The organism is Streptomyces pimonensis, from assembly GCF_041380215.1.
Classification (GTDB): domain Bacteria; phylum Actinomycetota; class Actinomycetes; order Streptomycetales; family Streptomycetaceae; genus Streptomyces; species Streptomyces pimonensis.
Genome location: NZ_JAHWZY010000049.1, coordinates 1 through 26,699, shown reverse-complemented (window position 1 = coordinate 26,699; position 26,699 = coordinate 1). Strand labels below are relative to the sequence as shown.

At 73.9% G+C, this 26,699-nt stretch carries 20 protein-coding genes; all 20 read right to left on the bottom strand.

What is annotated here, in order from left to right; translation table 11 throughout:
- Position 1: 1 nt before the first annotated feature.
- The 20 genes from KYY02_RS30475 to KYY02_RS30380 all read right to left on the bottom strand — a co-directional run bounded on the left by KYY02_RS30475 (position 2) and on the right by KYY02_RS30380 (position 26,180).
- Positions 2 to 553, bottom strand: a complete 552-nt coding sequence (locus KYY02_RS30475; protein ID WP_371243621.1) for a dTDP-4-dehydrorhamnose 3,5-epimerase family protein — start codon at positions 551 to 553, stop codon at positions 2 to 4.
- The gene (locus KYY02_RS30470) at positions 550 to 1,758 is read right to left on the bottom strand and encodes a polysaccharide pyruvyl transferase family protein (RefSeq protein WP_371243619.1); all 1,209 of its coding nucleotides are present in this window, start codon (positions 1,756 to 1,758) and stop codon (positions 550 to 552) included. The genes KYY02_RS30475 and KYY02_RS30470 overlap by 4 nt, the downstream gene beginning before the upstream one ends.
- Positions 1,755 to 2,702, bottom strand: a complete 948-nt coding sequence (locus KYY02_RS30465) for a glycosyltransferase family 2 protein (protein ID WP_371243617.1) — start codon at positions 2,700 to 2,702, stop codon at positions 1,755 to 1,757. Before KYY02_RS30465 ends, KYY02_RS30470 begins: the two co-directional genes overlap by 4 nt.
- Positions 2,699 to 3,985, bottom strand: coding sequence for an MATE family efflux transporter (locus KYY02_RS30460; protein ID WP_371243615.1), 1,287 nt, complete (start codon positions 3,983 to 3,985; stop codon positions 2,699 to 2,701). Before KYY02_RS30460 ends, KYY02_RS30465 begins: the two co-directional genes overlap by 4 nt.
- A 5-nt stretch (positions 3,986 to 3,990) precedes the next feature.
- Entirely contained in the window at positions 3,991 to 5,274 is a 1,284-nt protein-coding gene (locus tag KYY02_RS30455) for a DUF4910 domain-containing protein (protein ID WP_371243613.1), read from the bottom strand.
- A complete protein-coding gene (locus KYY02_RS30450) occupies positions 5,262 to 6,287 on the bottom strand; it encodes an NAD-dependent epimerase/dehydratase family protein (RefSeq protein WP_371243611.1) in 1,026 nt (341 codons plus the stop codon). The genes KYY02_RS30455 and KYY02_RS30450 overlap by 13 nt, the downstream gene beginning before the upstream one ends.
- A 3-nt stretch (positions 6,288 to 6,290) precedes the next feature.
- Positions 6,291 to 6,938 carry a PIG-L deacetylase family protein gene (locus KYY02_RS30445; protein ID WP_371243609.1) on the bottom strand — a complete coding sequence of 216 codons (648 nt, stop codon included), beginning with the start codon at positions 6,936 to 6,938 and terminating at the stop codon, positions 6,291 to 6,293.
- Complete coding sequence (locus KYY02_RS30440; RefSeq protein ID WP_371243607.1) at positions 6,935 to 7,735, bottom strand: glycosyltransferase family protein; 801 nt, start codon at positions 7,733 to 7,735, stop codon at positions 6,935 to 6,937. The genes KYY02_RS30445 and KYY02_RS30440 overlap by 4 nt, the downstream gene beginning before the upstream one ends.
- Positions 7,732 to 8,967, bottom strand: a complete 1,236-nt coding sequence (locus tag KYY02_RS30435) for a methyltransferase domain-containing protein (protein ID WP_371243606.1) — start codon at positions 8,965 to 8,967, stop codon at positions 7,732 to 7,734. Before KYY02_RS30435 ends, KYY02_RS30440 begins: the two co-directional genes overlap by 4 nt.
- The gene (locus tag KYY02_RS30430) at positions 8,964 to 10,238 is read right to left on the bottom strand and encodes a glycosyltransferase (RefSeq protein ID WP_371243604.1); all 1,275 of its coding nucleotides are present in this window, start codon (positions 10,236 to 10,238) and stop codon (positions 8,964 to 8,966) included. The genes KYY02_RS30435 and KYY02_RS30430 overlap by 4 nt, the downstream gene beginning before the upstream one ends.
- Before the next feature lie 2 nt (positions 10,239 to 10,240).
- Positions 10,241 to 11,482: an O-antigen ligase domain-containing protein gene (locus KYY02_RS30425; protein WP_371243602.1), complete on the bottom strand. Its 1,242-nt coding sequence runs from the start codon at positions 11,480 to 11,482 to the stop codon at positions 10,241 to 10,243.
- On the bottom strand, positions 11,475 to 12,995 hold the full coding sequence (locus KYY02_RS30420) for a right-handed parallel beta-helix repeat-containing protein (RefSeq protein WP_371243600.1): 1,521 nt from the start codon (positions 12,993 to 12,995) through the stop codon (positions 11,475 to 11,477). The genes KYY02_RS30425 and KYY02_RS30420 overlap by 8 nt, the downstream gene beginning before the upstream one ends.
- Positions 12,996 to 13,007: 12 nt before the next feature.
- Positions 13,008 to 14,972 (bottom strand): heparinase II/III family protein, encoded by a 1,965-nt coding sequence (locus KYY02_RS30415; RefSeq protein WP_371243598.1) that lies wholly within the window; start codon positions 14,970 to 14,972, stop codon positions 13,008 to 13,010.
- The gene (locus tag KYY02_RS30410; RefSeq protein ID WP_371243596.1) at positions 14,969 to 17,155 is read right to left on the bottom strand and encodes a bi-domain-containing oxidoreductase; all 2,187 of its coding nucleotides are present in this window, start codon (positions 17,153 to 17,155) and stop codon (positions 14,969 to 14,971) included. The genes KYY02_RS30415 and KYY02_RS30410 overlap by 4 nt, the downstream gene beginning before the upstream one ends.
- 16 nt (positions 17,156 to 17,171) lie before the next feature.
- Positions 17,172 to 19,103, bottom strand: a complete 1,932-nt coding sequence (asnB, locus tag KYY02_RS30405) for an asparagine synthase (glutamine-hydrolyzing) (protein WP_371243594.1) — start codon at positions 19,101 to 19,103, stop codon at positions 17,172 to 17,174.
- 3 nt (positions 19,104 to 19,106) lie between these two features.
- Positions 19,107 to 20,660, bottom strand: a complete 1,554-nt coding sequence (locus tag KYY02_RS30400) for a Wzz/FepE/Etk N-terminal domain-containing protein (protein WP_371243592.1) — start codon at positions 20,658 to 20,660, stop codon at positions 19,107 to 19,109.
- Positions 20,657 to 22,045 (bottom strand): Wzz/FepE/Etk N-terminal domain-containing protein, encoded by a 1,389-nt coding sequence (locus KYY02_RS30395; protein WP_371243590.1) that lies wholly within the window; start codon positions 22,043 to 22,045, stop codon positions 20,657 to 20,659. The genes KYY02_RS30400 and KYY02_RS30395 overlap by 4 nt, the downstream gene beginning before the upstream one ends.
- A complete protein-coding gene (locus KYY02_RS30390) occupies positions 22,042 to 23,322 on the bottom strand; it encodes a glycosyltransferase family 4 protein (protein ID WP_371243588.1) in 1,281 nt (426 codons plus the stop codon). Before KYY02_RS30390 ends, KYY02_RS30395 begins: the two co-directional genes overlap by 4 nt.
- Complete coding sequence (locus KYY02_RS30385; protein WP_371243586.1) at positions 23,312 to 24,628, bottom strand: nucleotide sugar dehydrogenase; 1,317 nt, start codon at positions 24,626 to 24,628, stop codon at positions 23,312 to 23,314. Before KYY02_RS30385 ends, KYY02_RS30390 begins: the two co-directional genes overlap by 11 nt.
- A gap of 73 nt (positions 24,629 to 24,701) precedes the next feature.
- Complete coding sequence (locus KYY02_RS30380) at positions 24,702 to 26,180, bottom strand: sugar transferase (protein ID WP_371243583.1); 1,479 nt, start codon at positions 26,178 to 26,180, stop codon at positions 24,702 to 24,704.
- Positions 26,181 to 26,699: the final 519 nt, after the last annotated feature.

Genomic DNA, 26,699 nt, shown 5'->3' with positions numbered 1-26,699 from the left:
CTCACTTCCCCAGGTGCTTCAGGACCTCGGCGAGGCTCGGCGCCTCCCGGTCCCGCCGGGACATGGACGTGACCGGCAGCGGCCAGTCGATGGCGAGTTCCGGGTCGTCGAAGGCGATCGTCACGTCCTCGGCCGGGTCGTGCGGGCGGTCGATCCGGTACGAGGTGTCGGCGGTCCCGGTCAGCGCCTGGAAGCCGTGCGCGCACCCCGCCGGGACGTAGAGGGTCGTCTGCGTGTCGCCGGACAGCTCGAAGGAGGCCCGGCCCAGGTAGGTCGGCGAGTCCGGCCGCAGGTCCACGACGACGTCGTGGATCCTCCCGTACGAGCACCGCACCAGCTTGGCCTCGCCGGCGCCGGAGCGCAGGTGCAGGCCGCGCAGCACGCCGCGGACCGAACGGGACAGGCTGTCCTGGACGAAGACGTCCGGGTCGAGGCCCACCGAGCGGACCACGTCGGCGTCGAAGGTGCGGCAGAAGAAGCCGCGTTCGTCGGTGTGCGGCGTCGGCTCGAACAGGTACGCGCCGGCGATCGCCGGGACTTCGGTCACCTTCAAGATGTCTCCCGTACGGCGTGGGTGTGGTCGGTCGACGGGAACAGGGCCGTCGTCAACGCGGTGAACTGGCGGTCGAGTTGTTCGGTGGTGACGCGGTTGCGCTCGGTGAGGGTCCGCCGCAGTTCGGCGGACCGCCCCTCCAGCGCCCGGAACTGTTCGAGGAGGCGGCCGGCGTCGACCTCGCGGGCCGGGTGGCAGTACGCGCCCAGCCCCATCCGGGCCATCAGCGCGTCGCTCTTCGCGGCGTAGCTGAGCGCGAGCGTCGGGGTGCCGGCCCTCAGCGCGCAGACCAGGTTGTGGTAGCGGGTCGCCACCACGGTGTCGGCCGCCGCCGTCTCCTCCATCAGGTCGGCCAGCGAGGTGGCCCCGGCGGCGGTGACCAGCGGCGAGTCCACCGCGTCGAGGATCGCCTCGACCACCGCCGTGTCGCAGGCGTCGCCGGTGAGCAGCCGGACCGGCCTGCCCTCCTCGGCCAGCGCGCGGACGAAGCGGGTCACCCCGTCGAGATAGCGCCGGTGGATCTCCTCCGCCCGGGCGCGGTCGTCGTCGCCGCCGTGGAAGTCCATGACGCCGACGCAGACCTGGCCCGAGGAGGTGTGCGCAGGCGGCGCCGGCAGGGCGAACGCCAGGTCCGGGTGGACCTCGTCGCACGTGGTGTCCACGCCCATCGCCCGCATCGCGTCGCGGGACAGGGTGTCCCGGTACGACCGGTGGGCCGCCAGCCGTGCCGACCAGCGCACCAGGGTCCGGGTCGGCCGGCTGCCGATCGGGGCGGCGCCGACGCCGACCAGCGCCACCCTGGTGCCGAACAGCCTGCCGCTCGCGCAGAGCAGGAACAGCGCGTACGGGAAACCCCACGGCCGCAGCGGCAGCGTGGCCTCCAGGACACCCATGCCCGGCACGATCACCACGTCGTGCCGGCGCACCCAGGCGGCGGTGCGGACGGCGTCGACGAGTTTGCCCAGCCCCTTCCCCGCGATCGCGCCCGCCCGCGACGCGGTCCGGTACTCCCCGCGGTACCAGTGCAGCCGCGTCGCGGGGATCCCGTACCGGGCCGTCACGACCTCGGGTCCGCCGCACAGCGCGTCCACGACCGCCTCCGGGTGCGCGGCGCGCAGGTACCCGAGCACGGCCTCCAGCGACCCGTCGTTGCCGAGGTTGCCGGAGCCGAGCAGGCCGAACACCCCGACGCGGGCGGCGGTCACGCCCGCCTCCCCTCACGGCCGGCGACGAGGGCGTCGACGGAGACGGTGAGCCGGTCCGGGGCGACCGGGGCGCGGTCCTCGACCCGCTCGCCGGCGCCCGGCCGGACCCGGCTGGTCATCCACGCGGCCAGGTGGCGGTAGCAGGCGCGCCGGTCGGCCGGGGACAGCGGCGCCCGCCGGACCGCCGAGACGAAGCCCCAGACGTACTCGGCGAGCAGCCGGGGCGTCGGGTGCAGCGGGCCGGCCCGGCGCGGGTCCAGGTTGACGCACCGGGAGCGCTTGGAGGGGTTCGCCCGCTCGGCGCGGGTGGGGTGGTCGCGGCGGAAGTACAGCAGCTCCGGCACCTGGTGGAAGGGCCCGTGCAGGGTGATCTCGGCGACGAACGTGCGGTCCGCGTGGTGGTAGCTGTCGTGCGGCTTCACCCGGCGCAGCACGTCGGCCCGCATCACCCCGTAGAAGTCGTCGCCGCCGGGCTCGAACAGCAGGCTGCGGAAGCGCTCCGGCGCGTGCGGCGATGCGGTGGCGAGCCCGTACGGGTAGGGGACCTTCACCCGGCCGTCGCCGTCGACGACCGCCTGGTCGGCGTGGGCGAGGATCACCTCGGGCCGTTCGTCCAGCGCCTGAACGCAGCGCCGCAGCAGGTCCCGGGCGTACAGGTCGTCGTGCGAGGCCCACTTGAACAGCTCGCCGCGGCACTCGGTGAACACGTAGTTGTGGTTCGGTGCGGCGCCGATGTTCCGGGACAGCCTGATGTACCGGATGCGGGAGTCCCGCGCGGCGTACTTCCGGCAGATGTCCCGGGTCCCGTCCGTGGAGGCGTTGTCGGAGACGACCAGCTCGAAGTCCTCGTAGGTCTGGCCCAGCAGGGCCTCGAACGACTCGGCCAGGTACTCCTCGCCGTTGTACACGGGCAGGCCGATGCTCAGCCTGGGTTGCGCGGTCATGGCGTCCTCACTTCACGGATGGTGTTCTGGTGGTGCTCGCGCAGGGCGGACCGCAGCTGCAGCCACCACACGGCCGAGCTGCAGACGGTCGCGGCGGCGACGCCCCAGGCCGAGCCGGCCGTGCCGGCCGCGGCCGCCCCGCCGAGCCCGCCGGTGACGTAACAGACGGAGGCGATCAGCTGGCTGCGCAGGCTGCGCCGGGCCGCGCCGAGCGCGCGCAGCCCGGCCGCCGCGCCGGTGCCGAGACCGGCGCCCGCGACGCCGAGCGTGACCGGCACGACGAGCTCCGCGGCAGCGCTCCAGACGCCGCCGAGCACGGCTTCGCCGAGCCGGTCCGGCACCAGCAGCAGGGCCCCGCCCCAGAGCAGGGCGGCGACGGCCTGTCCGCCGCCGAGCAGGAGGCAGAACCCGCCGAGGCGGTGCGGGGCCCGCCGCAGCACCCGCGCCGCCTCCGCGACGGTGACCAGCGACAGTCCCATCAGCAGCGCGAGGAACGGGCCGAGCAGCAGCTCGGCCCCCCGGACCACGCCCACCGCGCCGACCCCGACGATCACGCCGAGCCCGTACGCCCGCAGCTGGCTCGCGCCGCTGTTGGCGACGTTCTCGACCAGGTACCGGTAGCCGAGGTCGCGGTGCTCGCGCACCCACGCGCGCGCTCCGGACAGCCGGGGCCGGATGCCGGACTGGAAGCAGCCGTACGCCGCGGCCACCGCGGCGGAGCCGCCCCAGGCGAGCACGAAGGCGGACACGCCGCCCACGCGGGCCGCCGCCACCATGGCCGGAACGAGCGCGACGCCCCACACGACGTCGTTGACGAACGCCTTTCGCCCGGCGCCGGCGGCGAAGAACGCGAACCGCCACGCGTCCTGCAGCAGCAGTCCGGGCAGGACGACGCCGAGACAGGCGAACGCGGTCCCCACCCGGCCGCCGAGAGCGAGACCGGCCACCACGCACGCCGCGCCGAGGGCGGCGCCGGAGCCGAGCGCGGCACCCGACGACCGGGCCGCCGCCCCGCGCCAGGACGCGTCCGGCACGCCGCTGAAGCGCACCACGAGCGGGTCGGTGGCCACTCCGCGGGAGACGTTGAGCACCACGCCGTAGGTCACCCAGGCGAGGCTGAACACGCCGAACGCGCTCACCCCCAGCGTGCGGGCCACGTAGACGCCCACCACGAAGTTGCTCATGCTGGAGGCCGCCTGGTCGGCCAGCCCCCAGGACAGCCGCCCGAGGACGCCCCGCCGGGCGGACCCGGCCGGTGCCGTCGTCTCCCCCCCGGTGGTCACGGGCGTCACGTCTTGAGCAGCCCGGCGCCGTGCAGGGCGTCGGCCGCGGCCGCGACGGTGTCGAACGGCAGCCCGGACCGCTCGGCGACGTCCAGCAGACTGTGCTCCCCGTCGGAGAGGCTGAGCACCCAGAGCATGGCCATCTGGGCCTGCTTGGCGTCGCTGCGGCCCCCGAGCGAGTCGTACAGCCCGCGCCGGCCGAGCTGCGGCTCGCCGTAGGGGCTGAGGTTGACGTACCGCCGGTTGCGGTCCAGGACGGCGAACGCCTCGCGGCAGACCGCGAGGGTGTCCGCCATCGCCCGGGGGGAGACGAAGTCCGGGTTGTCCGCCGAGGTGTGGTACTCGGGGTACCCGGCGTACGGGGTCCGGCTGAGCGAGCCCACACCGAGGTCGAACCCGGGTGAGCAGTACTGCCGCTCGTCGTAGCCGTACGGAGTGAACTCGGTGATGCGGTGCGGGCGCCCGGAGACGGCCAGCACGTGCCGCAGCACCCGGTCGATCTCCGCGTCGCCGCGCCTGCTCTGCTTGTACGTCAGGTCGCCCGGGTCGCCGGCGCAGGCCAGCACCAGGCCGTGCCTGACCCGCTCCACCCGCTCCCTGTTGCGGGCCAGCCAGGTGATCGCCCCGATGGTGCCGGGGGCGAAGACGAACCGGTAGGTGTAGTGGGGCTGTCGCTCCGCCAGCGCCCGCGCCAGGAAGACCGCCACCGCGATGCCGGCCAGGTTGTCGTTGGCCAGCGACGGGTGGCAGACGTGGCAGGAGACGATCACCTCGTCGGGCACCCGCCCGGGGACCACGTGCTCGGCGTAGGTGAGGTGGCCGTCGGCGAGCGTGGAGTCGATGCGCACCTCGTACTCGCCGTCCGGCAGCGCGTCCAGGGTCTCCTGCGCCAGGCAGAACCCCCACTGCGGCTGGTAGTAGCTCGTGCGGTACGGCACCCAGGCCGGACGGTCCGGCAGGGTGTGCAGGTGCGGGCGCAGCTCGGCCAGCGGCATGGTCGCCGACACCGGCACGCTGTAGCCGAGCACGTGCAGGCTGGACGCACGGAAGTCGACGACCCGCCGGCCGGAGGCGTCGGCGACGTACGCGTCCCGGATGTTCCACTCCTGCGGCACCGTCCAGTCGAGCACCCGGGTCCCGGTCGGCACCTCGTGCACCTCGAGCGGGACGTACTCGCCGACGATCTCCAGGGTGGCGCGCACGCCGTCGCCGGTGATGCTCCGGCACAGCGGGTACAACCGCTCCACCAGCGCGTGCATCTCCTCGCCGACCTCGCTCACCGGCGCCACCGCAGGGTGTCGTCGACGGCCTTGGCGTCGGACTTCGCGCGCAGCACGGCGAGGCGGGTGAAGCGCTGCTCGAAGTCCTCCCGGGTCAGCCCGTGTTCCCGGTAGGCGTCGGCGAGTTCGAGCGCGCCCCGCTTCACCGTCCACTCGCAGTCGAAGCCGGGCACCGCGGCGCGGAACCGGGAGAAGTCCACCCGGTACGACCGCGGATCGGCGCCGGTCTCCCCGGTGATCACCACCTCGGAGCCGGACACCGCCTCGGCGACCTGCCCGGCGATCTCGGCGACCGTGACGTTGTTGGTCTCGCTGCCGATGTTGAACGCCCGGTCGTGCACCGCTTCCCGCGGCGCGGTCAGCGCGGCGGTGAAGGCCCGCGCGATGTCGGCGGCGTGCACCAGCGGGCGCCAGGGGGTGCCGTCGGAGAGCACGAGCACCTCACCGGTCAGCAGCGCGTGGCCCACCAGGTTGTTCAGCACGATGTCGGCGCGCAGCCGGGGCGAGAAGCCGAAGGCGGTGGCGTTGCGCATGTACACCGGGCTGAAGTCGCCGTCGGCCAGCGCGTGCAGGTCGTCCTCCACCCGCACCTTGGACTCCGCGTACGGCGTCACCGGGCGCAGCGGGGCGTCCTCGCCCACCAGGTCGTCGCCGCCGGCGGCACCGTAGACCGAGCAGGTCGACGCGTACAGGAAACGCTGGACCCCGGCGTCGCGGGCCAGCCCGGCCAGCCGCACGGACGCGTGGTGGTTGATGTCGTAGGTGAGCTCCGGCGCCAGCGACCCCAGCGGGTCGTTGGAGAGCGCGGCCAGGTGGATCACGGCGTCCACCCCGGCCACGTGCTCGGCCGTGACGTCGCGCAGGTCCACCCGGTGCCCCGGCGGGTCCGCGGGCGCCGGGCCGAGGACGCAGTCGGCGAACAGGCCGGAGTCGAGGCCGACGACCTCGTGCCCGGCGGCCGCGAGGACGGGCGCCATCACGGTGCCCAGGTAGCCCTGGTGTCCGGTCAGCAGTACGCGCACGGTTCATTCCCCCAGGTCGAGAGTGAGTTTGGTGACGGCGAACGCCTCGGCGTAGCGCGCGTGGCTTTCGATGCCGCGGATCCGGGCCAGGCCCAGGAAGGCCTCCCGGTCGTACCAGGGCCGGTGCCGCTGCGAGGGGTAGTGCTCCTGCAGCAGCCGCACCTTCCGCTCGGCGATCTCCGGTGACAGCGGCTGGTACGCCGCCATGCGGCCGAGGTCGCCGTCCCACTTGACGATCTCGTAGCCGAGCACGAGGTGGTCGCGGAACGCGGTGGACATCAGCTTCGCCAGGCCGCGGTGGTCCTGGTGCGCGTCCTCGGTGCGCGGGGCGAGCACGAGGTCCGGCTCGGTCCGTCCGCGCAGCTCCTCGACCGCGGTCTTGGCCTCCTCCCAGTGCGCGGGCATCCGGCCGTCCGGCAGCTTGAGCACGGTCAGCCGCAGGTCGGCGTCCGGGCAGAAGGCGGCGAGCGCGGCCCGCTCCTCCTGCTCCCGCTCGCCGCCGCCGCCGGAGAGCACCAGCGCGTCGACGCGGATGCCCGGCCGCGCCAGGCACAGCGTCAGCAGGGTGCCGCCGGCGCCGATGGCGATGTCGTCGCAGTGCGCGCCCACCGCGACGATCCGGTCCAGGCGCCTGGCCCCGAGCCGGATCACGCCCTCACCCCGGCGTCCGCACCGTCCCGTTCCCACACGGCCCACGGCCGGTCGCCCCGGGCGTAGGCGGCGTCGAGCGCGGCCCGCTCCTTCACGGTGTCGGTCGGCTTCCAGAAGCCGCGGTGCCGGTACGCCGTCACCCGCCCTCGCTTGGCCAGTCCCGCGCATCCGTCGGCGACCAGGTCCCCGTTCTCCGGTATGTGGTCGAAGACCTCCTGGCGGAGCACGAAGTAGCCGCCGTTCTCCCACAGCGGCAGTTCGCTCACCGCGGTGATGCCGCCCACCAGGCCGTCCTCACCCAGTTCCACGCAGTGGAACGACGACTGCGGCGGCACCACCATCATCGACGCGCCGGCGTCGCGCCGGGCGAAGCGGTCGATCATCTCCGGAAGCGGGGCGTCGGTGAGCACGTCGGCGTAGTTGGCGAGGAACATCTCGTCGCCGTCCAGGTGGTGCCGCACCCGGCGCAGCCGCTCCCCGATCGGCGACTCGATGCCGGTCTGCGCGAACGTGATCGTCCAGTCCGCGATGTCGGTGGACAGCAGCTCGGTCCGCCCGCCCCGCAGCACGAAGTCGTTGGACGTCGTCTCCTCGTAGTTGAGGAAGAAGTCCTTGATGTGGTGCGCCCCGTACCCGAGGCACAGGATGAACTCCTTGTGCCCGAAGTGCGCGTAGTAGCGCATGACGTGCCAGATCAGCGGTCGCGGCCCGACCATCGCCATCGGCTTGGGCACGTCGTCGGCGGCTCCGCTGCGCATCCGCATCCCGTAACCGCCGCAGAACAGTACGACCTTCATCGCTCGACCTCGACAATGCTCAGTTCCGGGATGGGGAAGACCAGCCGGCCGCCCCACTCGTGCACGAACGACAGCTGCTCGATCAGCTCGTCCCGCAGGTTCCACGGCAGGACGAGGACGTAGTCCGGCCGGTCGGCGGTCATCCGCTCGGGCGGCAGGACCGGGATGCGGGTGCCCGGGGTGAACCTGCCGTGCTTGTAGGGGTTGCGGTCGACCGTGTACGGGAGCAGGTCGGGCCGGATGCCGCAGTGGTTGAGCAGGGTGTTGCCCTTGCCCGGGGCGCCGTAGCCGACGACGGTCTCGCCGCGCTCGGCCGCGTCGATGAGGAACCGCAGCAGGTCCCGGCGCACCTTGGCCACCCGGGCGGAGAACTCGGCGTACCCGGACAGCTCCCGCAGTCCGGCGGCCTTCTCCCGGTCCAGCGCGTCGTCCACCCGGCGGGACGGCTCGCCGGCCGCCTCGTCCGGCCGGGCCCACAGCCGGATGGACCCGCCGTGCGTGGGCAGCAGTTCGACGTCCACGAGCGTGAGTCCGCCGCTCGCCAGCGCGCGGGCCGCGGACGCGACCGTGTAGTACTGGAAGTGCTCGTGGTAGATCGTGTCGTACTGGTTCCCCTCGATCAGGGTCAGCAGGTGCTGTACCTCGACGGAGACCCAGCCGTCGTCGGCGACCAGGGCGCGCAGGCCCTTGGTGAACCCGACGACGTCGGGGATGTGCGCGTACACGTTGTTGGCCACGACCAGGTCCGCCGGGCCGTGCTCGGCGCGTACGCCGGCCCCGGTGTCCGGGGTCAGGAACTCCGTGAGCGTGGGCACTCCCGCCTCCCGCGCCGCGGCGCCGACGTTCACCGAGGGCTCGATGCCGAGGCAGCGGATCCCCCGGTCCACCACATGCCGCAGCAGGTACCCGTCGTTGCTCGCGACCTCGACCACGAAGGCGTCGGGGCCGAGCCCCACCCTCGCCGCGGCGTCGGCGACGAACGTGCGCGCGTGCTCCACCCAGGAGGTCGAGTAGGAGGAGAAGTACGCGTACTCGCTGAACGTCTCCTCCGGCGTGATCAGCGGGGGGATCTGCGCGAGCCAGCAGCCGGTGCAGACCCGCAGGTGCAGCGGGTACGCCGGCTCCGGCCGGTCCAGTTGGTCCGCGGCGAGGAAGCTCTCGCACGGCGGGGTCGCGCCGAGGTCGACGACGCTCTCCAGCGCCGCCGAGCCGCAGAGTCGGCATCGTGTCATCTACTGCCCCCATCCCGCCCGCGGGGGTGTCCCCGCCGCGGGCCAGTGTGTTCGTTCCCTGTCGGCGGCGGGCCGTCCCCGCCGCCGGACCGACCCGCGATCGCGGTGCGGTACCCCTCCACCAGGCGCTCCAGCCCGACGGCCGGGCTGAAGCCCTGCTCGTAACGGCGCCGGGCCGCCTCGCCCATCTCCCGGCCCAGGGCCGGGTCGGCCGTGATCCGGCGCACGCAGGACGCGAGCGAGGCGGCGTCCCCCGGCCGGTGCAGCAGCCCGGTCCTTCCGTCCTCGACGAGTTCGACGAAGGCGCCGTGACCGGCGGCGACGACCGGGACGCCCGCCGCCATCGCCTCCACGACCACCAGGCCGAACGCCTCCAGCCACGTCGAGGGGGCCAGCACGGCGACCGACCGGGCGACGGCCCGACGGCACTCCTCGGTGTCGTACAGGCCGACGTAGCGCACGTCGTCCCGGCCCGCCGCCCAGGTGGTCACTTCCGGCTCCAGCGGCCCCGTGCCGGCGATCACGAGCGGCACGCCCGCACCGCCGCCGGCGGCGATCTCGTCCCACGCGGCCATGAGCAGCCGGACGCCCTTGGCCTCCGCGAGCCGGCCGAGGTAGAGCAGGTGCTCGCCGGCGCCCGTCCGGCGGGCGTCCGGGTCGGGCACGAAGTTGTGCTTCACCGCCAGCCGTCCGGCCGGCATGCCGGCCCGCACCAGGACCTCGCGCTGCGCCGCGGAGATGCAGAAGAACCGCTCCACGCCGGTCCACCACCGCCGCCGGTTGACCGACAGGCTGACCGCGAGCGGCACCGTCGCGAGACGGGAGCCGCGGTAGCAGCCGTGCCGGACGGCGGGCAGCGGTGCGGCCCCGACGCACTCGGTGCACGGCCGGCCGTCCCGCTGGAGCGTGCCGGGCGGGCAGACCTGGGTGTAGTTGTGCAGCGTGGCGACGACGGGCACGCCGGCGTCGGCGCAGGCGGCCAGCACCGCCGGCGACAGCAGCGGGAAGACGTTGTGGACGTGCACCACGTCCGGCCGTTCGGCGCGGAGCCGGGCGGCGAGCTCCGCGCGGACCCCCGGGTTCCACGGCACGAGGAACGGCAGCGCGGCCTTGGCCGGCAGGGACCGGGCGGCGATGTCGTCGCTGCGCCGTTCGAACACCCCGACCCGGTGGCCGGCCCCGCGCAGCAGCGCCACCTCCTGGTCGACCACCTTGTTCTCCCCGCTCGGCTGCGCCGAGGCGTAGCGGTTGTGCACCACGAGGACGTGCATGCTCAGGTCACCTCCGATGTCCGGGCCCAGCGCGGAACACGTCGTCGGGGGGCGTCGGGTCCCGGGAGGGGAGCGGCCGGGGCGGGCGCCGCGAGCAGCGAGGCGGCCACGGCCAGGTGCAGCAGGTACGGCGAGGCGTCGCCCAGCCCGGCCTCGGTGTACGACGCGATCGCGCAGTAGCCGATCAGGAAGATCGCGCAGGCCCTCGACAGCGACGGCGGCCGCAGCAGCGCGACGCCGCCCAGCACGACGAAGACCGCCGCCACCAGGGCGACGCCGGCCGTCCCCTGCTCGTGGTAGACGGCCAGCCAGCTGTTGTCGATCGGCAGCCCGCCGAACGACTTGTCGCCCAGGCCCGTGCCGAGCAGGAACTCCGAGGTCGTCCGGGGCGCCGTCAGCAACGCGTCCCAGACCTTGGCCCGGCCGGTGAGGCTGGTGAAGTTCTCCTGGCTCTGTCCGCGCAGGAACCACGCCTGCAGCGCGGAGCCGAACCCCACCGCGGCCACGACGGCGCACAGCACCGCCCAGGTGAAGAACCGGCGGGCGGCGGCGCTGGTCAGGACGAGCGAGCCGATCGCCAGCACCAGTCCGGCGACCAGTCCGAGCGTGGCCGTCCGGGTGTGGGTCAGCGCCAGCAGGACCAGCGACGGCACGACGACCAGCGCCGCGCTGCGCCGGTCGGTCCGGCGGCCCAGGAGGAGCAGCACGGTGAGCCCGATGATCACCGCGGCGTACTGTCCGATCTGCGGCGGGGTGAGCGGCCACAACGCGCCGACCAGCCGGCCGCCGTAGAGCTCGGGCAGGGCGGCGCCCGGCGAGACGACCAGGCCGGCGGCCACCGACCCCAGGACCAGGAAGTACATCCGGATGTGGTGCCGGACGAACGTCTGACCGCCGTCCCACCAGCGGCTGAGCAGCCACAGCGTGCCGACGAAGAGGGCCAGCCGGGCGCAGCGGAACAGCGCGCCGAACCCGGAGTCCAGGTCCGCGCTGGAGATCACGCTCGGCACCAGCAGCAGGGTGAGCAGGAACAGGTAGGCGCTCGGCCGGACGCGCAGCCGGAGGTTGACCGTCAGCGCCAGCGTGAACGCGGCGACCAGCGCGCCCATGGTGACCATCTGGATGAGGGAGCGGGGCAGCGGGACGACGGTCTTCGCCCCGGCGGAGCCGAGCGTGTTGAGGACCAGCAGTCCCCAGGCCGCCCCGACGGCCTTCGGCGCGTGGCCGGCGTCCACCTCAACCACCGTCCCCTGCGCGGAGGGTGCTGCCCGCGTCCTGCCGGTACGGCGTGCCCTGCCACTGCCCGAAGTCGAGTGTCCGGCTGGGATCGTGGACGACGAACGTCCACGGCCCGACGTAGACGTTGTCGTGCCAGCGGTTGTGCTGCTCCAGGGTGATCGCCTCGGCCACCCGCTCGCCCTGGTACGGCGACCAGTCCGGGTAGGTGCCGTAGTTGGCCAGCACCGCCATGCGGTCGCACTTCACCGCGCAGTCGACGACGGACTTGTCCAGCACGAAGCGGTTGCCGCGGATGTCCACCCGCTGGGTCTTCCACCGGCAGTCGGCGTAGAGCGGTGCGGTGGCGATCGCCGGCTGTGCGCAGCGGTCCTTGTCCTCCACCAGCAGCGTGCAGTCACCGGACGAGGTGTTGGCCGGGCTGTTGCAGAACCGGTCGGCGTTCTCCCACAGGGTGATACCGGACCAGTTGTCCTCCAGCACGTTCCGGTGGATCTCGATCCTGTCCGTGCGGGCCCGGACCCGGGGTTCGCCGCCGGACTCGGACAGGTAGACGGTCGCGTACGGGAAGGAGTCGCCGCGGTCGGCGTACCTGCGGCCCTCGACCCAGTTGTTCCGCCGGATCGTGTTCTTCCGGATGACCGCGTTGTAGCTGGTCTCGTAGATCAGCGCGGCGCCGTCGTTCTCCTCCAGCACGTTGCCCTCGATGCGGAAGTCGTTGTTGTTGGTGTCCGCCCACAACCCGGCTCCGCGGTTGTCGTGCACCCAGTTGCCGCGTACGTCGGCGCCGTCGACGGCCCAGAACTTGACGCCTCCGGTGCAGCCGCAGCCCGGCCGCCGCCGCTCCCAGTCGTCGGTGTTGTTGCCCGTGATCTCGTTGCCCTCGACCACCAGGCCGCTGATGCGGCCGCCGGCCTTGTACGCGTTCATGCCGTACTGGCCGTTGTCGCGCAGACAGCTGGCGCGGACCTTCTGGCGGGCGCCGGCCATCAACCCGGCGCCGGAGTTCCTCTGGATCGTCGCGTGCTCGATCGTCCACCCGTCGGCCGAGTCGTGGTTGACCACGCCCTCGTCGTGCGGCGCGACGAAACCCTGCACGGTCAGATGGCGGATGGTGACGTCGCGAGCGGTGCCGCCGAACGCGTACTGGTTGGTCCTGCGGCCGTCGAGCACCGCGCCCGGCGCGCCGAGGTAGCGGTTCCCCTCCTTGGGGACGACCTGGGCGTAGCGGTCCGGATCGAGCCGGTGCGTGCCCGGCCGCAGCCAGAACGTGGTGTGCGGGGGACTGGTCCTGGTCTTCGCGGCCAGGTCGCCGGGGACCGCGGGATCGACCGTCACCGCGCCCGCCGGCGCCTTCGCCGGCCCGGCCGCGGGCGCGGCGCACACCCGGGCCACGGACCCGGACGGCGCGGCGGACGGCTCCGGCCGCGCGTCCGGCGTGCCCTCGCAGCCGGTCGCCGCCAGCAGGACCAGCGCCAGCGGTGCCGCCGGCAACGCCCGGCGCCGCCCCTTGCTCCCCACGTGTCCCCCTCCTCAGCCGTGGAACCCGAGCACGGTCGTGAACGTTTGCGCGCCGTCGGTGAAGCCGGTACCGACCAGCGTGGTGGCGGGCTCCCTGCGGCCGAAGCCCGCGGAGTACCAGCCCAGCGGTGGGTCGGTCTCGCCGCGGTGCGCCCGCCAGGACAGCCGGCCGGGCAGGTCGAGCACCGCAGAGCGGTCCTCGCCGTCCCGCCGCCAGGTGAGCAGGGCCCGGTTCCCCGCCAGGTCCGCGGTGACCGCCGGGCCGAGGTGGAACGCCAGCCGCACCTCCCGGCGCGGGCCGCGCACCTCGTCGACCACCCTCAGCTCCCGGCTCGCGGCGGTCAGCTCCACCCGGCGGCGGTGCACGGAGCCCCGGTAGCCGTCGTGCTCGGCGCACCAGCGGGCCGTTCCCCCGTCGAGGGCGCCGGAGGCGTCCGCGACCAGGACGCGGCTGCGGGCGTGCCGGGTCCACAGGAACGGGCCGCCGGAGACGGACTGGTCGGCGCCGTCCAGCTCCAGGGTGTTGTGGCCGAGGGTCGACCGGAAGTACCGCCGCCACTCGGGCTGCCCGTGGTAGCAGTACGTGCCCGGGTCGGCGAGCACGTCGACCCCGTCGTGCCGGACCTCCACGGACAGCGCGTCCGCGTGGGCGTGCGCGGCGATGGACAGGAAGCCGTGCGGACCGCCGTCGCAGCGGCACCAGATCCCGCCCGGAGCCCGCAGGACGGTGAGCCCCGCGTCGGCGAAGTGGGCCGGCCGGCTCGCCGGGCGGGACACGGCCGGCGCGGTGGGCCGGATGAGCGCGGCCAGCAGCGGGGTGCGCACATCGGTGCCGGTCACCGCCGGCCACCAGTCGAGCCGGCCGAACACGGCGTCCCCGGTGGCCAGCAGCGAGCCCCAGCGGTCGGTGCCCGCGCCGTCCACGACCAGCCCGTGCCCGTCGTCCGCGTCCCCCTGGCGCGGCGGCCGCAGCCGGTCGTCCACGACGGCCGCGAGCGCGTCGGTCATCCGCAGCAGCACCAGCCGGACCGGTGCGGGGACCGGCACGTCCGCGGCGTCCGCCTCGGCCACCGCGGCCAGCCCGAGCTCCAGCACCAGTCCGTGGTACTCGGTGGCCAGCTCGCGGTTGAGACCGGAGCCGAAGGTGTTGGCGCGCAGCTGCCGCTCCAGCGACCGCAGCGCCTCGGTCCGCCAGCGCGCCGAGGCGGGGAACCACCCGAACGCGCAGGACGCCGCGAACTGCCCGGCGGCCTCGGCGATGACGTGGTTGTTCGCCGAGGAGCCCCGGCTGGGGAAGGCGGCCAGCCAGCGCTGGTGGTGCCAGATCTGGTGGCGGGCCACCGGGTTGTCCTCGAACAGCCCGGCCGCGCCCGGCCAGCCGTCGAGCAGCCGGCGGATCCACACCCAGGACAGCAGCCGGATCCCCAGCTCGATGCCGCTGGTCCAGTGCACCCCGCGCAGCGGCGGGTTGACCGTCCACCACGACCGCAGGTGCCCGGCCACCCGCTCGGCGTACCGCTCGTTCCCGGTGACCGCGTAGGCGGCGGCGAGCACGGTGAGGTACTGGTGCCGGGACGGCTCCCAGATCTGCTTGATGTCCCCGACCGCCTCCTCGTCCCGGTACGGCACGTCGAAGGCGTACCCCCCCGGCGCCCGGCGCCCGGTCCTCGGGTCGTACCACCAGTCCGGGTCGGCCAGGTCGTCGCGCTCCACCCCGAAGAACCCGGCGTGCCCGGCCATCAGCCGGTCCGCCTCGGCGACGAGGCGTTTCGCGGCGTCCGGCGGCACCGCGTCGACCGCCCCCGCGGGCAGGACCGCGGTGAACCGGGCGCCGGTCGCCTCGGGGCACTTCGGCGGCGGCGCCGACCGCCACCGCCGCCTGCGCACCGCGTCGACCGCCCGGCCGCCGACCTCCTGCGGCCCCATCCGGGACAGCCGCCGCAGGTACCAGCCCGGCCCCCCCGAACTCACCGTCATCGTGCCCCCGTCAGCGTCACCGGCGCACCGGCGGCCAGGCCGGCTCGGACGGCGAGGGTGGCCGCCGTGGTGGCGACCAGCGACTCCAGCGGCACCGGCATGGGCCCGCCGGCCCGCACGGCCTTGACGAACGCGGCCAGTTCGGCGGACTGGCCCTTGTCCCGGGCCTTGGGCAGCCGCGAACTGACCCACCGCCTGCGGCCGTCGTACACGGAGGCGCGGACGAAGTCGTCGAGCCGCAGCGCACGGCCGTCCGCGACCAGGTCCAGCGTCTCCTTGGGGAAGCCGGACGGGCCGGTGGTGACGTAACCGATGGTGGCGGTGGACCCGTCCGGGTAGCGCAGCACGACCTGGAGGTCCTCGTTGCCGGGCGTGGTGACCGCGTACACCGAGTCCGGGTCGGCCCCCAGCAGCCAGCTCGCCGTGTCGATGAAGTGCCCGCCCTCGCCGGTGAACCGCGAGCCCTCGCTGCCCTGCCGGAGGTACCAGCTGCCGTGGTCGAGGCGGCCCGCGTTGACCAGGTAGCGCAGGTGTCCCGGTCCGCTGCGGGCGCCGAACCGCTCCCTGGCCTCCCGCAGCAGCGGCGCGAACCGCCGGTTGAAGCCCACCTGGAGCCGGTCGTTGCCGGACTCCTCCACCGCCGCGAGCACGCCGGCCAGTTCGTCCTCGGTGAGCGCCAGCGGCTTCTCCACGAACACCGCCTTGCCGGCCAGCAGCGCCTTCCGGGTCAGTTCGGCGTGCGAGCTGTGCCGGGTGACCACGAACACCGCGTCGACGGACCCGTCGCCGAGCACGGTGTCGAGGTCGGTGGTCGCCCTGCCGAAGCCGAACTTGCGCTGCGCGTTGGCCGCGGACAGCGCCGTCGTGGTGACGACCGCCGACAGCTCGACGCCGTCGCGCTGCGCCAGGTGCGGCAGCAGCATCGACGACGCGTAGTTGCCCGCGCCGACGAACGCCAGTCGCACCGGCGCCCCCGCGACCCGGGCCGGGGCGGACACGGTGCCGTCGCGCCGCACCGCGGGCACGGCCACCGCCGGGGCCTGAACCTCGGCCGCGTCCTGCCCGGGGTACCGGAACAGCACCGCCACCGCCTTCAGACCGCCGTCCTCCAGGCTCCGGTACGTCTCGACGGCGTCGTCGAAGTCGGCCGTGCGGGAGACCAGGGGCTCCACGTCGACGCGGCCGCGGGCGACCAGGTCGAGGAAGCACGCCAGGTTGCGGCGCTCGGTCCAGCGCACGTAGCCGATCGGGTAGTCCCGCCCCTCGAGCTCGTACTCCGGGTCGTAGCGCCCGGGACCGTAGCTGCGGGAGAACCGGACGTCGAGCTCCTTCTCGTAGTACGCGTTCCACGGCAGGTCCAGGCGGCACTTGCCGATGTCGACCACCCGGCCGCGGTCCCGGCTCAGCCGGGCGGCCAGCTCGACGGGCTGGTTGCTGCCGCCGCCGGCGGCCAGGTACACCTGGTCCACCCCGTGGCCGCCGGTGAGTTCGGCGACGGCGGTCTCCACGGCCGCGGAGCCGGGGTCGCCGCAGGCCGCCGCGCCCAGCCGCTCGGCGAGCTCGCAGCGCACCGGGTCGGGGTCGGCCCCGACGACGCGGACCCCCGAGGCGGCGAGGAGCTGCACCACCAGCTGGCCGATCAGGCCGAGGCCGACGACCAGGGCCACCTCGCCGAGCTGCGGCTCGCCCCGGCGGACGCCCTGCAGCGCGATCGCCCCGACGGTGCCGAAGGCCGCGTGCCGCGGCGCGAGGCCGTCCGGCACCGGGACGTAGAGGTTCTTCGGCACCCAGTTCAGCTCGGCGTGCAACGCGTGCTCGTTGCCGGCGCAGGCCACGAGGTCGCCGACCTTCACGTCGTCGATCCCGGCGCCGACCTGCTCGACCACCCCGCACAGCGAGTAGCCCAACGGCGTGTAGGAGTCCAGCTTGCCCATCACCTTGCGGTAGGTGGCGGGCACCCCGTTGACGGCCACGCTCTGCACGACCTTGGCCACCTGGTCCGGCCGGGAGCGGGCCTTGCCCACCATCGACATGCCGGCCTCGGACACCTTCATCAGTTCGGTCCCGGTGGAGATCAGCGAGTAGGCGCTGCGGACCAGCACACCACCCGGCTTGCACCCCGGCACCGGCACGTCGAGCAGGGCCAGCTCGCCGCTCTTGTAGTTCTGTACGACCTGTTTCACCGAAGTCCTCTTGTCTCTACGCCGTCGGGGGGTTCTGGCCGGACCCGGAGGTCGCGCCGCGGTACCAGTACTCGAGGGTCAGCACGTGCCACAGATGCTTGGAGAAGTCCCGCTGCCCGGCGGCGTCCTCGGCGACGAGCCGCCGGAGCGCGTCGCGGCGCAGGATCCCGGAACGGACGAGCTCGCCGTCGTTGACCACCTCGCGCACCAGCGGCGCCAGGTCCCGGCTCATCCAGGCCCGCAGCGGAGCGCTGAACAGGCCCTTGGGCCGGTACACGATCTCCCGGGGCAGGACCGAGGTGGCCGCCTTCTTGAGGACGGCCTTGCCCTGCCGTCCGACGATCTTGCGGTCGCCGGGCACGGCGAACGCCGCCCTGACCACCTCGACGTCCACGTACGGCACCCGTACCTCGGTCGACGCGGCCATGCTGGAGCGGTCCGTGTAGGCGAGGTTCAGGCCCGGCAGGAACATCCGGGCGTCGCCCAGGCACATGCGGTTGACGAAGTCGTCGAGGTCGTTGTCCCGGTAGGTGTCCGCGTGCTCGGTCAGCACGTCGTCGACCACCGGGGCCAGGTCCGGATCGATCAGGGCGAGCAGCTCGTTTCGGTCGTACATGGTGTAGCTGCGCCGGAACGCGGTCTCCTCCGGCAGGCCGGCGAAGGAGAGGAACCGCTTCGCGAAGCGCACCGACCGGTACCCCCGGCGGCTCGTGGCGACCGGCAGCCGGTCCACGGCCGCGGACAGACCGCGCCGCAGGGGACGCGGGACGCGCTGGTAGCGCAGCGCGATCAGGTTGGCCAGGTGCTTGCGGTACCCGGCGAACAGCTCGTCGGCGCCCATCCCCGAGAGCATCACCTTGACCCCGGCCTCCCGGGCGGCCGAGCAGATCAGGAACGTGTTGATCGCCGCGGGGTCGCCGACCGGCTCGTCCAGGTGGTACGTCATCCGCGGCAGCAGGTCGAGCACGTCCGGGGCGATCTCGATCTCCCGCAGGTCGACACCGAACCGCTCGGCCACCCGCCGGGCGTAGCGCAGGTCGTCGGGCATCGCCTCGAACCTGGCGTCCTCGGCGCGGAACCCGATCGTGTAGGCGGAGATCCCGGGCCGCTCGCGGGCCGCCAGCGCCGTCAGGTAACTGGAGTCGAGGCCGCCGGAGAGGAAGGTCGCCACGGGCACGTCGGAGAGCAGGTGCCGCCGGGTCGACTCCTCGACGATCGTGTGCAGGTCCGGCTGCTCACCGGCCCGGGCCCGCTCCGCCCCCTCGGCGGCGACGTCCTTCAGGTCCCAGAACCGGCCGCGCTCCACCCGGCCGTCGGGCCGGCACCTCAGCCAGCTCCCCGGCGGCAGCTTCTCCGCCCCGCGCAGCGCGCACCGCGAGTCCGGCACCCAGTAGTACAGCAGCGAGGCCACCAGCGCCGCACGGTCCACCTCCAGCGACCCGCCGGTCACGGCGGCGAGCGCCTTGAGCTCGGAGGCGAACACCAGACCGTCCCCGCGCCGGAGCAGGAACAGCGGCTTGACGCCGAGCTGGTCGCGGACGAGCACCAGCTCACCGGTCCGCTCGTCGAAGACCCCGAACGCGAACATGCCGCGCAGCCGGGGCAGGCAGGCCGTGCCCCAGCGCCGCCAGGCCTCGAGGAGCACCTCGGTGTCGGAGGTGCCGCGGAAGCGCACCCCGGCGGCCGCCAGCTCGGTCCGCAGCTCGGGGGCGTTGTACAGCTCTCCGTTGTACGTCAGGACGAGGCCGTCCGAGGCCATCGGCTGGGCGCCCGCCTCGGACGGGTCGATGACGGCCAGCCGACGGTGCCCGAGGTGCACCTCGCCGTCACCGGCGGGGTGGCTGTAGCGGCCCGCCCCGTCCGGACCGCGGTGGGCGAGGACATCGGTGAGCCGGTCGGTCACGGCCTTCCCGTCCGGCCACCGGTACGTGCCTGCGATGCCACACATGTCCTACCGCGCCTCCTGGTCGCTGTCCGGGACCCGGGCCGCCGGCATCGGCAGCCGCTCCGTCCGCGGCCGGTCCTTGCCCACTGCCTGGACGGCGTGGGGGGTACCCCCGCCGTTCCGTCGTTCCGGCCGCTCGCCGTGGGCGCGCGGCGCGGTGCGCGACCCGTCCCACAGCGTGCCGTCGGTCCGGTCACGTGGATCCGGGTCGATCAGCACCACACCGATCACCGCGATGCGCCGGTCCGCGAGCTGCCGCGCCACGGTGTGCAGCCATGCGGCGCTGCCGTGTCCGGCGCGCACGACGAGCACGGTCCGCGTGCCGAGGTGCGGCAGGTCGGTCCACGCCGTGCCGGGCGCCACCGAGCCGACGCCGATCCGGCGCTCCTGCCGTGGCAGGGCCGCGGCGTCCGCGCCGCTGACCACGGTGGGATCCCCCGGCCTCGGGCGGCGCCGGGCGAGCTGCGGGCCGGGCAGGCCGTCGACGACGACCACGGGCCCCTCCGCGGCCAGTGCGCGGGCGAGGTCCAGGGCGATCCCGCCCGTGCTGCGCGCGCAGCCCAGTTCCAGCAGCGACACCGGTTCCGCGGAGCCGCGCGCGGTGCGGGCCAGGGAGGCGGTGAGCCGTTCGCGTGTCGCCCGGACCCGCCGGCGCCGCCACGGCCCGGCCGGCCGGCGGGGCAGCTCCGCGAGGACCGAGGCGCCGAGGTGCGCCGCGATGTCCCGGCGCAGCACGGGGCGGTCCGCCACCACCGCGGTGACCGCGGCCACCGCGAGCCCGAGGAAGAGCCCGAGGAAGAGCCCGATCGCGGCGTTGGCGGCGGCGGTCCTGGGCAGGGAGTGCCGTACCGCGTGCGGGGCGTCCACGATCTGCGTGCCGGCGACGAGTCGGGGCGTGCCGATTCGCGCCTCCGCGGCACGCTGGCCGAAGTCGGTGATCCGCGAGGTGAGTTCGGCCCGGCGGGCGAAGAGCGTCTCCAGGTTCGCCGACGCCTTCGGTCCGCTCTGCCGCGGTCCGTCCTCGATCGCCTTGTTGACCTGGGCGAGTTCGTCCCGCATGCGGTCCCGCTGTTCGAGCAGGGTCTTGGCCTCGGCGTCCGCGGCTTCCCGTATCCGTCTCACGTGGTCCGCGACGAACGCGTCGGCCAGTGCCCCGGCGCGGGCCACCGCTTCCGCGTCGCTGTCACCCGTCGCGTTGATCTGCAGCAGGTTGTTGGTCAAGCCGGTCCCCTCGTACTCCTCGACGAAGTCCTCCGGTTTCTCCGGGGACCCGAGGGACCGCAGGGCCGCACCGGCGATCCGGGTGGTGTGCAGCAGCGCGGCGTCGGTGCGGATCAGTGTTCCGGGGTCGTTCGGCTGGTCCTGCTGGTGCGCGACCAGCACCTTGGTCACCGCGGTCGGCGGCGGCGGCAGCAGGGCCGCCACGGCCGCGCCGAGGAGCAGCCCCAGCAGCGCCGCCGAGCACCACAGGCGGCGCCGCCTGCGCACCGCCACCACCAGCGCCTGAAGGTCCAGCAGTGGAGCGGCGGCCGGCGGCTCCGGCGTCGTACGCGTCGTCACCGTGCACCGCCCCCCGTCGTGTCGTCGGCCACCGCGAGCGCCGGCGTGGCGGCGTCCCGGGGACGGCCGGCGGAGCGGGAGCGGCCGGCGGACCGGGCCGGGCGGGTCCGGACCGGGTCGGCGAGGACGGCGCCGACGACCTCGTGCCCGGCGTCCGCGCACGCCTCGGCGAGGCCGGCGAGCTCCTCCGCGGTCCAGCGGCCCGCGCTGAGCACGACCAGGACACCGGACTCCTCGTCGCGGTCGGGGACCACCGGCCGGTGCGCCGGGACCTCCACCACCCGCAGCAGCGGATCGCCCCCGGCCTCGGCGAGGAGCTGTCCGGCGGCCCGGCGGGCGGTGCCGTCGCCGTCCGGGACGACGGCCAGCAGCCGCCGCGGGGCCGGCAGCCGGTCCCGGAGACGGGCGCACACCCGCCGGTGGCGGACCCGCCCGCCTGCCTCGTCGCCGGACGTGTGCGGGGCGGGCGCGTCCCACCGGACGTCGAGGTCCAGCAGCCGGCGGATCCGGACCCACGGACCACGGTCCTCCGGCCGGTGCGCGGGCTGTTCGTCGGGCACCTCGACGGTGCCCAGCGGCGTCGAGCCCAGCGCCGCGGCGATCTCCGCCGCGGTGCGCGGCCGACGGCTCATCCGCGCCGCGGCGAGATGGCCGACGACCCCCAGCAGGAGGAACAGCAGCGCCCCTCCGCCGACGAGCTGCGTCCTCGTCGGCGGAGCCTCGCCGGCCGGCCGGACCGCCGGCCCCATGACGACCATGGTGGCCCGGTCGGCGGCCGGGTCGGCCTGGTCCAGCCTGGTGACGGCCTCCCGCAGCGCGGTGCGCAGCTTCGCGAGCTCGGTGCGGGTCTGCACGCTCTCCACGGTCCGCCCGGGATCGACGGCGTCGGCCAGCTCGGTGATGCGGCGGCTGGTCCGCGCCACCAGCTGCCGCAGCGCCTCGGGCCGCGCCGCCGCCTCGGAGTCGACGTCGGCGCCCGCGACCCGCGCGGCGAAGGTGACGAACTGCTGGACCACCTGGTCGGAGAGCCGCTGTGCGCGCTCCGGGGTGCCGGCGGTGCCCGAGACCTCGATGATGTTCCCGTCGGCGACCCTGGCGCTCACCCGGTCCCGCAGCTCGCTGCCGTCGACCCCGCTCCAGCCGAGTTCGGCGGCCGCGCGGTCGACCACCACCGAACTGGTCGCGATCTCCGCCTGGGTCAGCAGTTCGCGCTCCTCCCACGCCCCCGGCAGCAGGACCGACGCCGACGCCGTGTACCGCGGCGGGAACAGCAGGGAGGCGCCGTAGCCGACGAGCGCGCCCAGCACGGCGAGGACGGCGAGGAGCCGCCGGCGCCGACGGAACATCCGCCCGATCGTGACCAGGCGTATCGTGTCGTCGCTCAACGGCGCGGCCTTCTCCCTGCCCGGTACGGGCCGCCCGCCGACACCGGGGCGCGGCCTCGGCAGGCGGCGTCGTAGGCGGCGAGCAGCGACGCCTGGGAGTTCCGCCAGGAGAGCGGTCCGCCGATCCGCTCCTGGCCGATCCCGCCCATCAGCGCCCGCTTCCCCGGATCGTCCAGCAGCAGTGCGATGAGCTTCGCGAACTCGGACTCGTCGTTCGCGGACGCGTAGAGGGCGGCGTCGCCGGCGGAGACCCGCGCCTCCTTCAGGTCGAACGAGACGATCGGCCGGCCCATCACCATGTACTCCAGGACCTTGTTCATGGTCGACACGTCGTTGAGCGGATTGTGCGGGTCGGGGGAGAGGCACACGTCCGCGGTGGACAGGTAGCGCACCAGGTCGGCGTCCGGGACGCGCCCGGTGAACTGCACCTGCTCCGCGAGTCCGAGCCGCCGGGACAGCTCCACCATCGCGTCGAAGGTGTCGCCGGCGCCGACGAACACCGCGTGCCAGTCGGTCCGCCCGACCTCGTCGCGCAGCTTCGCCAGGGCCCGCAGGGCGTAGTCGACGCCGTCCTGCGGTCCCATGACGCCGAGGTAGCACAGCAGATGGGGCTTGCCGCGCTTCAACTCCGGCTCGGGCGGCACGGGGTGGAACCGTTCGACGTCGGGCGCGCTGCGCACCACGAAGACGTCCTGCGGCCGCCGGCCGCCACGGCGCACCGCGACGTCCCGGTAGCTCTCGTTCGTGGCGAGCACCACGTCCGCGGCCCGGTAGGTCATCCGTTCCAGCGCGCACACGGCGCGGTAGAGCAGGTCCTCGCCGCGGCCGAACCGGGAGAGGTACAGCTCGGGCACCAGGTCGTGCTGGTCGAAGACGAACCGCGCGCCGCGCCGCTTCATCCACAGGGCCGGCAGGAACAGCAGGTCGGGCGGGTTGCAGGCGTGGACCACGTCGACCGGGCCGACCTTCCGGGCCAGCCGGACCGTGTGCCACAGCGCCGATCCGTACTCCCGCAGGTAGCCGGCCGGCCCTCCGGTGGCCGCGCGCAACGGGTAGCGGTGGATCCGCACCCCGTCGATCACCGTCTCCGGCTCCGTGTCCCGCTTGGTCCCGCGGGGGCAGATGACGTGCACCTCCCAGCCCGCGTCGCGCAGCGTGGTGCACTCCTGCCACACCCGCCGGTCGAACGGCACCGACAGGTTCTCCACCAGGACCAGCGCGCGCCGGCCCGGCCGGCCGCCGCCGGCCGTGTCCCTGGACGACGTGTCACCAAGCAAGGCCCATGTACCCCGGTTCGGTCCGGCGCGCCTCGGCGTCGGGAAGGCGGACGAGATCGACGATCAGCGGGCCGTCGCCGTGCGGCAGCGCCGCCAGTACGGCCGGGTCCCTGGTCCCGACCAGGCACACCTCGGCGTGCTCGAGCACCTCGCCGACGGAGTCCGCGAGCAGGTGCGCGAGGTGCGGCAGCCGGGTCTCGATGTACTCGCGGTTCGCGCCGAGCAGCCGGGACAGGCTCACGTTGGCGTCGTGGATCCTGAGGTCGTACCCCTTGCCGAAGAGCCGCTCCGCCAGTTCGACGAGCGGGCTCTCGCGCAGGTCGTCGGTGCCGGGTTTGAAGGAGAGCCCGAACAGCCCCACCCGGCGCTTGCCGGTGCGCTCCACCAGCTCCACCGCGCGCTGCAGGTGGTCGGAGTTGGAGGGCAGCACATGGGCGAGGATGGGAACCGAGACGTCGGCCCGCTGCGCGGCGTACACCAGGCTGCGCAGGTCCTTGGGCAGGCAGGAGCCGCCGAAGGCGAAGCCGGGCCGCAGGTAGGCGGGGCTGATGTTCAGCTTGCGGTCGGCCAGGAACACGTCCATCACCTGGTGCGAGTCCACCCCGAGCGCCTGGCACACCGCGCCCAGCTCGTTCGCGAAGCCGATCTTGAGGCCGTGGAACGCGTTGTCCGCGTACTTGATCGCCTCGGCCGTCGGGATCGGCACCCGGAACACCTCGCCGGGCAGGCCCTCGTACAGCGCCGCCACCACGTCGCCGCTCGCCGGGTCGAGTTCGCCGATGACGGTCTTGGGCGGGTCGAAGAAGTCCCGCACGCTCGTGCCCTCGCGCAGGAACTCCGGGTTGACCGCGACCCCGACGTCCACCCCGGCCGTGCCGCCGACGGACTTCTCCAGGATCGGCACCAGCAGGTCCAGGCAGGTGCCCGGGAGCATGGTGCTGCGGAACACCACGGTGTGCCGCCCGCCCCGCTCGGCCAGCGCGGCTCCGATCTGCTCGGTGACCCGCTCCAAGTACGTGGTGCACAGGCTGCCGTTGGGCTCCGAGGGCGTGCCCACGCAGACCAGCGACACCTCGCTTCCCATGATCGCCTCGCGGACGTCACGGGTGGCGCGTAACGCCCCGCTCCCCACGACCTCGGCGACGAGCTCGCCGATCCGCTCCTCGACCACCGGGGCCCTGCCGTCGTTGACCAGGTCGACCTTCACCTGGTTGACGTCCACCCCGATGACCTCGTGCCCCGTGCCGGCCAGACACGCGGCCGACACGCAGCCCACGTAGCCGAGCCCGAAGACGCTGACTCTCATGTCCCGTTCCTCCCCCCAGGCAGACCCTCGCGGCCTGCGTTCCGTGCGCCGGCCGGACGACGGTCCCGGCGCATCAGTAGGCCCCCTGGCCGTAGAACACCGCGCGCAGCGTCTTCCACAGGATCACTGTGTCGAGGGCGAGCGACCAGTCCTCCACGTACCGCAGGTCCAGCCGGACCGACTCCTCCCACGACAGGTCGCTGCGTCCGCTGATCTGCCACAGACCGGTGAGTCCGGGCTTGACCAGCAGCCGCCGCCGGATGTCCGGGCCGTACGCGGCGCACTCCTCCGGCAACGGAGGCCGCGGACCGACGAGCGACATCGATCCGGTGAGCACGTTGAGGAGCTGCGGGAGCTCGTCGATCGAGTACCGGCGCAGCACCGCTCCCACCCGGGTCACCCGCGGGTCCCGGCGGAGCTTGAACAGCAGGCCGGCGCCCTCGTTGCGGTCGGCCAGTCCGGCACGGACCCGGTCGGCCCCGACGACCATGGTGCGGAACTTGAGGATGGTGAACTCGCGGCCGTCCTTGCCGACCCTGCGCTGGCGGTAGAACGCCCCGCCCGGGCTGGTCGCCAGCACGAGCAGCCCGACGCACACCATCAGCGGCGCGAACAGCACCAGCAGGAGCGCCGCGCCCAGCCGGTCGACGATCCCTTTGACCACCCGGCGGCCCCCGGTGAAGGCCGGCATGCTGACCCGCAGCAGCGGGATCCCGAGCACCGCGTCGATGTGCAGCCGCGGGCCGGCCACCTCCATCAGCACGGGGGCCACGACCATGTCGGCGTCGCTGCCCTCGAGGTTCCAGGCCAGCCGTTGCAGCCGGTCCGGCGACCAGTGCGGGTCCGGGGTGACCGCGACGACGCGGTAACCGTCGCGGCGGACGTGGCCGGCGACGTCCGTCAGCCGGCCGACGACCGGTACTCCCTCCAGATGGTCGCCGTCGGGCCCGAGACCGTCCGGCGTGCACACCGCGTCCACCCGCCAGCCGAGGTGCGGGAACTTGCGGGTCCGGGTGATCAGGTCGCGCACCGTGTCCGGGCTGCCGGCGGCGAGCACCGGTCTCAGGCACCATCCGTCCTTCCGCTGCTTGTGCAGCCGGAGGCGGAGCAGGTACCGCGTGGTCATGGTGACGAGCGCGATCGCGGGAATCGCGACGAAGATCCAGAGTTTGATGTTGCGCGAGGTCAGGGCGATTCCACCGAGTGCCAGAACAACGGTCGCCGCGAAAAGCGAGCGTCCGAGCCGGCGGAATTCCTCGGCCCCCTGGCCGAGGACCGCCGGAGCCCAGGATCGGCTCACCGCGAGCGCCCCCAGTACCAGAAGCCAGGTGCCGAATGCGAGAATCCCCCATTTCTCGTGCCAGTTGGCCGCGTCCCGGGCTCCGAAGAAATTGCCGATCGCCGCCACCACACAAGCCGTGGCCACGGCGTCGCCGCTGATCACGGTACGGCGGTACCGCTGCTCCCAGTCGATCGCGGGCCGGCTGATCGCCCCGTTCGCCAGACGCCCGCGCGTCGACGGAAACGGGCTGAGTAATCCCCCATGCCGCACAGAACCCCCCAGGTCCCCAGTGGTTCGACGTGTTCCCCTGACACCGTTTCTCCACCCGGGAGGCCCCCGCCCCCCGCGCCGCGCCGTTCCTCCCCATGGGAGGCCCCCGCCCCCCGTCCCCCGCCCCTGCACCTGTCATTCCGGCTGTTTCAGAACCGGTCGGACGACCCACTCCGGCGGCGGACCCGTACGTCCTGCCGGGCTCTCGAGGTGGGTGGGAGCCCGTCGACCCCTCCCGGGTGCCCCCCGCACCCGGGGCCCTTTTCGGGCTCCAGGAATCGATCACTCCCGCGTTCGGCGTGAAAGGTGTGACCGCTGGTTTTCCATAACGCCGGACCTAAAGATCATTATCGTTCGCCCCGTGTCCGAACGGCTGAAGCAAGGTCAATCTAGACCATCGGGGGCCGGTGTGTAGAGGGCTCGTGTGTGATTTGTGGTCAACCTTTGGGAACGAACGCATTGTCGAGTGACCGCCCCCGGGTTTCTTCGGTCCGCCGCGCGCTCCGGCGGCCCGTCCGG